At 64.4% G+C, this 1,749-nt stretch carries 6 protein-coding genes; 4 read left to right on the top strand and 2 right to left on the bottom strand.

The window, feature by feature from the left end; all coding sequences use genetic code 11:
• Window positions 1–309, bottom strand: a 309-nt coding sequence (locus tag EOA27_RS35090; protein WP_127258575.1) for a helix-turn-helix domain-containing protein, incomplete at its 3' end; no start/stop codon positions are given.
• Between the two features lie 83 nt (window positions 310–392).
• Between EOA27_RS35090 and EOA27_RS35085 the strand changes: the two genes are divergently transcribed.
• From EOA27_RS35085 to EOA27_RS35070, 4 genes are read left to right on the top strand one after another with little or no spacing between them, the layout of a single operon-like run.
• Window positions 393–641, top strand: coding sequence for a Cro/CI family transcriptional regulator (locus EOA27_RS35085; RefSeq protein WP_126083020.1), 249 nt, complete (start codon window positions 393–395; stop codon window positions 639–641).
• Window positions 638–928 carry a hypothetical protein gene (locus EOA27_RS35080; protein ID WP_041005524.1) on the top strand — a complete coding sequence of 97 codons (291 nt, stop codon included), beginning with the start codon at window positions 638–640 and terminating at the stop codon, window positions 926–928. The genes EOA27_RS35085 and EOA27_RS35080 overlap by 4 nt, the downstream gene beginning before the upstream one ends.
• Window positions 906–1,202 (top strand): hypothetical protein, encoded by a 297-nt coding sequence (locus EOA27_RS35075; RefSeq protein WP_126083019.1) that lies wholly within the window; start codon window positions 906–908, stop codon window positions 1,200–1,202. The genes EOA27_RS35080 and EOA27_RS35075 overlap by 23 nt, the downstream gene beginning before the upstream one ends.
• On the top strand, window positions 1,195–1,428 hold the full coding sequence (locus EOA27_RS35070; RefSeq protein ID WP_126083018.1) for a hypothetical protein: 234 nt from the start codon (window positions 1,195–1,197) through the stop codon (window positions 1,426–1,428). Before EOA27_RS35075 ends, EOA27_RS35070 begins: the two co-directional genes overlap by 8 nt.
• 25 nt (window positions 1,429–1,453) lie before the next feature.
• On the opposite strand, the gene EOA27_RS35065 is transcribed toward EOA27_RS35070, so the two are convergent.
• A complete protein-coding gene (locus EOA27_RS35065; protein ID WP_245491294.1) occupies window positions 1,454–1,666 on the bottom strand; it encodes a DUF982 domain-containing protein in 213 nt (70 codons plus the stop codon).
• Window positions 1,667–1,749: the final 83 nt, after the last annotated feature.

The raw sequence follows: 1,749 nt of genomic DNA, 5'->3' as shown, positions 1-1,749 counted from the left end.
GCCGCCGACCAGCTCGTCGCCGGGGATGATCGGCGTGCGCGAGGCTCTTGGCTTCGGCTCGCGAACGATCGGCACGGGTGCCGCGCCCGAGGCGTCGAGAAGCCAGGCGACATCGGTCTTGAGCAGCCCGGCAAGCTCGGGCAGGCGCTCCATATCGGGGCGGGTGGTGTCCGCCTCCCATTGCGTGACCGAGACACGCTTGATGCCAAAGTGACCGGCGATGTCGTTCTGCGTCAGGCCGGCAGCCTCCCGCGCCTGGCGCAGGCGCTGGCCGAGGGACGTCGAGTCGGTGCGTGTCGTCGCGATCATGCCGCAGCATAGTAATTATTGCTTACTTTTTTGCAAGCGAATGCCTGTTGACATAGTAGGTAGGTAATACCTACCATGATGCCATGATCGAAATCGTCAGAATCGCAGCCGCCAAGGTTGGCGGATTGGGCGCGCTCGCCTCGCATCTGGGTATCCGCCACCAGGCCTTCTACTCGTGGAAGCGGGTGCCGGCCGAACGCGTGCTCGACATCGAGCGCGCCACCGGCATCTCGCGCCATGCACAGCGGCCCGACCTGTTCGGTCCCGATATCCTTGCCGGTCCCGCATCCTCCCAAGCCGGGACCGGCAGCGGCGAGGAGGCGCCGCGATGAGCCGCGCCTCCTCGATCAAAGTGCCGGCAAATGGCCGGGAAAGCCGGAATGCGCCAGTCGATTTCACGCTCTTCGCGCTTTTCCTGGAAGCGCGGCGCATCCATCGCGGCAAGTCGCCGACGCGGGTGGCGCGGGAAGCCGATGTCGAGGTCGACGCAGTGTTTCGCGCGGCGCGCGGCCGCGATCCGGGCGCCGACGAGTTTCTCGCGCTCTGCGCCTGGATCGGCGAGGAGCCGGCGCTGTTTCTCAAAAAGGAGGTCAGGCATGGTCAGGCTCGCTGCCTATGACTATCGCGAATTGGGCAAGCTGTTGCGGGCGAAACTCAATGAAGACGGCCGCGGCTGGCGTGCCTGCGCGGCCGACATCGGGGTAAGCGCCCCCGACCTTTCCCGGATCTGCAATGGCCAGACTGCCTCGGCGCCCAAGGTCATCGCCGTGTGCGACTGGCTGAGGCTTTCCTTCCGCGCCTTCTACCTGCCGCCACCGGCCGTGCCGAGGCCGGAGATTGCCGAAATGTTTCACGGGAAGAGCACTGAAACGGAAAGGTCGGTCGATGTCTGAGATGCCAGCAATCTTTGGCAGGCCGGAGGGCATCTGCCCGCGCAAGCTGTTCCGCCTGGCGCTGCCCATGCAGGCCGAGGGCGTTCGGCTGCTGTTCGAGATGGGTCAGAGCATGGGCCAGGTAACGGCTCGGCTGGGCCTGTCCGCGCAACAGGTGCGAGGGTTGTTGAGCGATCAACGGGTGTTCGTGCGCGGCGGCGAGGGGATCGGTCAGGATCCGAGATGATCGAGGAGACGCTGCTTTGATCCGCTCAGCAGATCTCGAAGATCCCACCTTTCCGGACGGCCTCGAGTTGTCGCGTTACCGCGATATGCGCCATCCTCGCCCAGCTTTCGAAGGCAGCTCTGGCATCACCAACAGATGTGCGTCCGTCATAGGCAGCGCAACACGCTTCGGTAGCGCAACGGTGCAGCTTGCAACGGCGTTGAATCGGCCATTCCTCAAGAAATTCGATCGCGTCCATCGCGCAGCAGATTTCTCTAGGCCCGAATTCATCGTCCACCAGAAGCGGTGGGTCAAAGCGGTCAGCCATAGCTTCCTCCGCCC

The organism is Mesorhizobium sp. M2A.F.Ca.ET.037.01.1.1, assembly GCF_003998075.1.
Taxonomy (GTDB): Bacteria; Pseudomonadota; Alphaproteobacteria; order Rhizobiales; family Rhizobiaceae; genus Mesorhizobium.
The sequence above is the reverse complement of the archived record's forward strand: the minus strand, read 5'-3'. Positions and strand labels throughout refer to the sequence as shown.